The following is a 5,346-nucleotide window of genomic DNA, read 5'->3' as shown; positions in this document are numbered from 1 at the left end:
CACTCAACTGCCAACCGGCATCGACGCTGTCCGTCAGCAACGGTTGCCCACTCAAGCCGTAGACCGTGGCCAGGTTCGGCTTCGGCGCCGTGCCCCACAACCGTGGGTCCCACGACTCGACCAAGCGGCCTGCCGCGTCGAAGCGTTGCCGGGTAATGCGCGGATCAATCTCCGGGCTGTCGGGATGGCGGCAATAGCCGATGCTGCGAACCGTCAGGGCGCGTGGATCGATGACCGACAACGTCGGTGTCGCGGTGTGGTGATAAGCGTTCACGGCAATGACGGTCCTTCGCTCTGACTGAGGACAGACTGGGCCTTTTTGCGCCGGGCCGAAACTGTAAGAAGTTACAGGTCGGCGCCTGTGACATCGCCATGGTGGGCAAAGCTTTTTCCATTCAAGCGGATGAGACGCAGGGCTGCCGATTCAACGCGGCTGCAACACCAGCGCAAACAACTCGCCATGCCCGTTCACGTTGAGCTTGTGATAGAGGTTGCGCCGATGCACTTTCACCGTTTCCGGGGAGATGCCCAATTGCTGGGCGATGGCCTTGCTGGAAAAACCCTGGAGAATCAGGCGTGCGGTTTCGATTTCCCGCAGCGTCAGGCGTGCGTCGAAGCGATCGAGCAAGGTCGCCAGGTCGCCGGCCGGTGGTTCGGCGGCCGGCCCTTCCGGCGGCAGCAAATCCAGGTGGCGGCGCATCGCCGCCAGCACCCAGTCACGCACGCACAGCAGGCGGCCCTGTTCCTCCAGGCTGAAGCGTGTCGAACGCCCCAGGGACAAGCCGAGCACGGCGCCATCGACGTTGACCATGAACTGCAACTCGTCCCCACCGACTACGGTGCTGAAGTAACTCAGGTAGTACTCACTGTGCTGGAACTGGTCCGGGGCCAACGATTCGAGGCTGTGCAAGCCGTCGGCGATGCCCGCGCAAGCGGCTTGGTAGAACGGATCGAGCAGGTACATGCCAGCGCTGTAGTCCGCCAGTTCTTCATGTTCTTCGGTGCTGCCCTTGGCATCGAAATCAATCAGCAATCGCGGTACGTGCCCCGGGCGCATAAGCGCCACCAGCGCATTGTCCAGCGGCACCAGCAAGCGCAGGGTATCGACCAGCGCACGCCAGAAGCTGTCCCGCCCCACCGCCGAGAAGACCCGCGCCAGCCCCTGGTGCACCGGCAACTCTTTCAACAACGCGTCCACGCACTACCCCTTTTGAGTAACCCATGATGGGAATGGGTGAAGGCCACCCCGGTCGATACGCTGCAAACTCCTGATTACCACCGGCCGCAACAGGCCAGGAGTGCCGCATCATGAGTCGTCACCGCTTGTATTTCAATCTGGGGTTTGGCGCCTGCCTGGCGGTGTCGCTGTCGGCTTTTGCGGTCGAAGCCCCGACGGTGCACGTGTACAACTGGTACGACTACATCGGCCCCACTACCTTGCAGGACTTCAAGCGTGACACCGGGATCGCGCCGGTCTACGACACCTTCGACAGCGCCGAAGTGCTGGAAGGCAAGTTGCTCACCAGCCGCAGCGGCTACGACGTGGTGGTGGCCAGCAACTTCAGTTTGCCCACGCTGATCAAGGCCGGTGCCCTCGCCCCCCTGTCCCGTGCACAGATGCCGGACTTCAAGAACATGGACACCGAACTGCTGGCAAAGCTGGCCAACAACGATCCGGGCAACCAATACGCCGTGCCCTACCTGTGGGGCACCAACGGCATCGGCTACAACATCGACAAGGTGCGCGCGCTGCTGGGCGACAAGGCGCCGGTGGATTCCTGGGACCTGGTGTTCAAGGAAGAGAACCTGGCCAAACTCGGCGAATGCGGCGTGGCCATGCTCGACTCGCCCTCGGAGATGCTACCGGTTGCCCTGCACTACCTTGGCCTGCCGCCCAACAGCACCAACCCCGAAGACTACAAGAAGGCCGAAGCACTGCTGCTCAAGTTGCGCCCGCACATTGCCTACTTCAACTCGTCGAAGTTCATCAGCGACCTGTCCAACGGCAACATCTGCGTGGCAGTAGGCTGGTCCGGCGCGATGCTCGAAGCCAAGACCACCGCCGAGCAGGCCGGCAACGGCGTGAAGATCGCCTACAGCCTGCCGAAGGAAGGCGCGCCGGTGTGGTTCGACACGCTGGTGCTGCTCAAGGACGCTCCGCACCCGGAACAAGGCATGGCCTTCATCGACTACCTGATGCGCCCTGAAGTCATCGCCCCGGTCAGCGACCACCTCAACTATCCCAATGGCAACCGTAGCGCGACCACGCTGGTGGCCGAAGCGACCCGCAGCAACCCGGCGGTTTATCCACCCGCCGAAGCCATGGCCACCTTGTTCACCCTCCAGCCCCTGCCGCCCGCTACCGAGCGCGTGCGCACGCGGATCTGGAGCAAGGTCAAAAACGGTCAGTGAATCCACTGCATTTCCCTGTGGGAGCGGGCTTGCTCGCGAAAGCGGTGGATCAGCAAAAATTGATAGCGACTGACACTACGCCTTCGCGAGCAAGCCCGCTCCCACATTGGGATTGTGGTGCCCGGAACATCCCTTTTTCTGCCACGATTTGAAGATGAGAAAACCATGAAACCACGCGCCCGTGACCTGAACATCCCGATTGGCCAACTGCAACCCGGCCCGCTCAATGCCATCACCGACGTCCCCGGCGTACGCGTCGGCCACAGCAATGTACGAGGCCGCACCGCCAATGGCCGTGACATCCTCACTGGCGTCACCGTCATCGAACCGCGCGCCGGCTCCACCAGTCAGCAACCCTGCTTTGCCGGCGTGCATGTGCTCAACGGCAACGGCGATGCCACGGGGCTGGAGTGGATACGCGAGGCCGGCTTGCTGACCAGCCCCATCGCCTTCACCAACACCCACAGCCTGGGCGTGGTACGCGACGCGCTGATCGTGCTCGACCGCGAGCAGCAGCCGGATGACGGGCGCCTGTACTGGAACATGCCGGTGGTGCTGGAAACCTTCGACGGTCTGCTCAACGACATCAACGGTTTTCACGTGAAGCCTGAACACGTGGCCCAGGCCGTGCATTCAGCGACGGGCGGCCCGGTGGCCGAAGGCAATGTCGGCGGTGGCAGCGGCATGATCTGCCACGAATTCAAGGGCGGCATCGGCACCGCGTCGCGCCGCTTGAGCAGTGTCCAGGGCGGCTGGACGGTGGGGGCGATCGTCCAGGCCAACCATGGCATTCGCAATGAAATGCGCGTGGATGGCTACCCGGTCGGGCGCTACATGAAACAGGCCGATTCGCCGTTCCTCAAGGCCTCGCTGCCCCATCCGGGCATGGGTTCGATCGTGGTCTGCCTGGCCACCGATGCGCCGCTGCTGCCACACCAGTGCACCCGCCTGGCCCAGCGCGCCAGCCTCGGCCTGGCCCGCACCGGCGGCGGTAATGAAGACCACAGCGGCGACATTTTCATCGCCTTCGCCACCGGTAACGACCACGTGCCACCGGCTGCCTACGAGAGCAAGAAAGCACCGACCACCGACAACCTGAGCATGGTCAACAACGACCACATCAGCGAGCTGTTCCTGGCCGCCACCGAAGCCGTGGAAGAAGCCATCATCAATGCCCTGCTTGCCGCCGAAACGGCCGAAGGCAACGGGCATGGGGTGCAGGGGCTGGATGCCGAGACCTTGCTCAAGGCGTTGCGCCGCGCCGGCTGGCCGGGGGATGCGACTAGCGGTACTTGAGTGAAACACTAGGTCTTTTTAGGATGAACTTACGCAGCCGTTTGCTTGTGCAAACCGCTGCGTAGGTGGTGAGTGCACTGAACCCCTATCAAGCTCACCGCTTGCTTCATGCGCATCTTGAGCCTCACGGCTCCACTTCCTCCCCATCAAGAGCTTTGAGGCTCTTTTTTTACCTGCGAAAACCAACACATTCCCCTGTGGGAGCGGGCTTGCTCCGGGCGGCGATCCGACGAAGGCGTCGTGTCAGTCGCCATGAATGTTAGCTGACACACCGCTTTCGCGAGCAAGCCCGCTCCCACAGGGGGGGATTTTCATTGAGGCTCGCCGGTGCACAACGACCGCCACGCCGCCTCCGCCAGCATGTCCCGGTAGGCCTTCGGGCTGCCCTTGACCCGGCCCGACAACCAGGCGCGGCAGTAACTGTCTGCCTGGCCGACGATCAGCGACGGGATCAACTCCGCCGGCAAACTCCCCAGTTCATTACCCTGCGCCCCCAGCCACTCCAGCAACTGCTTGTTGCGCGCCTTGTTGCGGGTGGCGAGTTCGTCCTTGAACGGCCCCTTGGTGACGGCAAACCGCGCGTGGTACTGGAACCGCGCCCACTCCGGCTGGCTATCGACCCAATCCACATAACTGTGCACCAGCGCATGCACCCCCGCTTGAGTGGTTTTGGCCTCAGCCAGGTAGCTGTCGCGCAAGCGGGCCTGATCATCGAGGGCGGTAAAAAACAGCGCCGCCACCAGGCCTTCCTTGTTGCCGAAATGGTGATAGATCGCGCCGACACTGGTATCGCATTCGGCGCGGATCATTTCGATGGTGGTGGCCTCGATCCCCTGTTCGTTGAACAGGCCCAAGGCCTTTCTGAAGATGTCGCGCTTGAGTTCGGCGCGTCGTCCGGGGTAGCAGCGTTCGAGCAGATCGGCGGTTTCCATGCGCAAAGACAGTCCGGAAAAGTCATCGGTGGGGGCTGGCGGTTGCCAGCGAACAAGTGGCGCTAGGTTGACAGATTTCCCTTCGACAGAATACTGTTCCGTCACAGAACTTTATTCTGTTACGGAATATTATTCTGCAATCTGTCATCCTCGAGAGGCATCAAAATGAGTCAGTTCCTCAGCATGTTCAGCAGCGCCGGTCCAGAAGCATTCAGCAAAATGGCCTGCCAGGTGGCGCCCTACTTCTCCACCATCAACCCGTTGGTCAAGGATTTGCGCAAAGGCAGCACCACCGTGCACGTGCCGTTTGCCCGGGAGATCACCAATCATTTGGGGACGGTGCATGCGATTGCCATGTGCAACGCCGCCGAACTGGCCGCCGGGATGATGACCGACGTTTCCATTCCCGCCGGCGCACGCTGGATCCCCAAAGGCATGACCGTGGAATACCTGGCCAAGGCCAAGAGCGATGTGACGGCGGTGGCCGAGGGGAATGCGGTGGATTGGACCACCGAAGGCGACAAGATCGTGCCGGTAGACATTCACGATGCCGAGGGCAAGAAGGTGTTCACGGCGCGGATAACCATGAATGTGAAGCTGTCCTGACACTGATTGAAAGGACAGGTAAAGCGCGGACCAATGTGGGAGCGGGCTTGCTCGCGAAGGCGGTGTGTCAGTCGCCAAAAATGTTGGCTGACACGACGCC

General features: G+C 62.0%; 6 protein-coding genes. 3 read left to right on the top strand and 3 right to left on the bottom strand.

Annotated elements, in window-relative coordinates; translation table 11 throughout:
* Both KGB28_RS00140 and KGB28_RS00135 read right to left on the bottom strand, forming a co-directional pair.
* Positions 1–274: hypothetical protein (locus KGB28_RS00140; RefSeq protein WP_223440976.1), on the bottom strand; the 274-nt coding region annotated here is incomplete at its 3' end.
* 150 nt (positions 275–424) lie between these two features.
* A complete protein-coding gene (locus tag KGB28_RS00135; protein ID WP_223440973.1) occupies positions 425–1,198 on the bottom strand; it encodes a helix-turn-helix transcriptional regulator in 774 nt (257 codons plus the stop codon).
* A gap of 110 nt (positions 1,199–1,308) precedes the next feature.
* Here KGB28_RS00135 and KGB28_RS00130 point away from each other — a divergent pair, with 110 nt between their 5' ends.
* Positions 1,309–2,412 carry an extracellular solute-binding protein gene (locus tag KGB28_RS00130; protein ID WP_223440970.1) on the top strand — a complete coding sequence of 368 codons (1,104 nt, stop codon included), beginning with the start codon at positions 1,309–1,311 and terminating at the stop codon, positions 2,410–2,412.
* Positions 2,413–2,577: 165 nt separating this feature from the next.
* Positions 2,578–3,708, top strand: a complete 1,131-nt coding sequence (locus KGB28_RS00125; RefSeq protein ID WP_223440966.1) for a P1 family peptidase — start codon at positions 2,578–2,580, stop codon at positions 3,706–3,708.
* 311 nt (positions 3,709–4,019) lie between these two features.
* Here KGB28_RS00125 and KGB28_RS00120 read toward each other — a convergent pair whose 3' ends face one another.
* A complete protein-coding gene (locus tag KGB28_RS00120) occupies positions 4,020–4,640 on the bottom strand; it encodes a TetR/AcrR family transcriptional regulator (RefSeq protein ID WP_223440963.1) in 621 nt (206 codons plus the stop codon).
* A 165-nt stretch (positions 4,641–4,805) separates the two neighbouring features.
* On the opposite strand from KGB28_RS00120, the gene KGB28_RS00115 reads away from it, so the two are divergent.
* Positions 4,806–5,246, top strand: coding sequence for a hotdog fold domain-containing protein (locus KGB28_RS00115; protein WP_223440953.1), 441 nt, complete (start codon positions 4,806–4,808; stop codon positions 5,244–5,246).
* The last annotated feature ends 100 nt before the right edge of the window (positions 5,247–5,346 follow it).

Source organism: Pseudomonas sp. BF-R-19, assembly GCF_019956445.1.
Taxonomy (GTDB): Bacteria; Pseudomonadota; Gammaproteobacteria; order Pseudomonadales; family Pseudomonadaceae; genus Aquipseudomonas; species Aquipseudomonas fluorescens_BH.
The sequence above is the reverse complement of the archived record's forward strand: the minus strand, read 5'-3'. Positions and strand labels throughout refer to the sequence as shown.

What these genes read in the sequence shown, in the direction of transcription:
- KGB28_RS00125 (WP_223440966.1), top strand. Translation starts at nt 2,578, where the DNA reads ATGAAACCACGCGCCCGTGACCTGAACATCCCGATTGGCCAACTGCAA.
- KGB28_RS00115 (WP_223440953.1), top strand. Translation starts at nt 4,806, where the DNA reads ATGAGTCAGTTCCTCAGCATGTTCAGCAGCGCCGGTCCAGAAGCATTC.
- KGB28_RS00130 (WP_223440970.1), top strand. Translation starts at nt 1,309, where the DNA reads ATGAGTCGTCACCGCTTGTATTTCAATCTGGGGTTTGGCGCCTGCCTG.
- KGB28_RS00120 (WP_223440963.1), bottom strand. Translation starts at nt 4,640, where the DNA reads ATGGAAACCGCCGATCTGCTCGAACGCTGCTACCCCGGACGACGCGCC.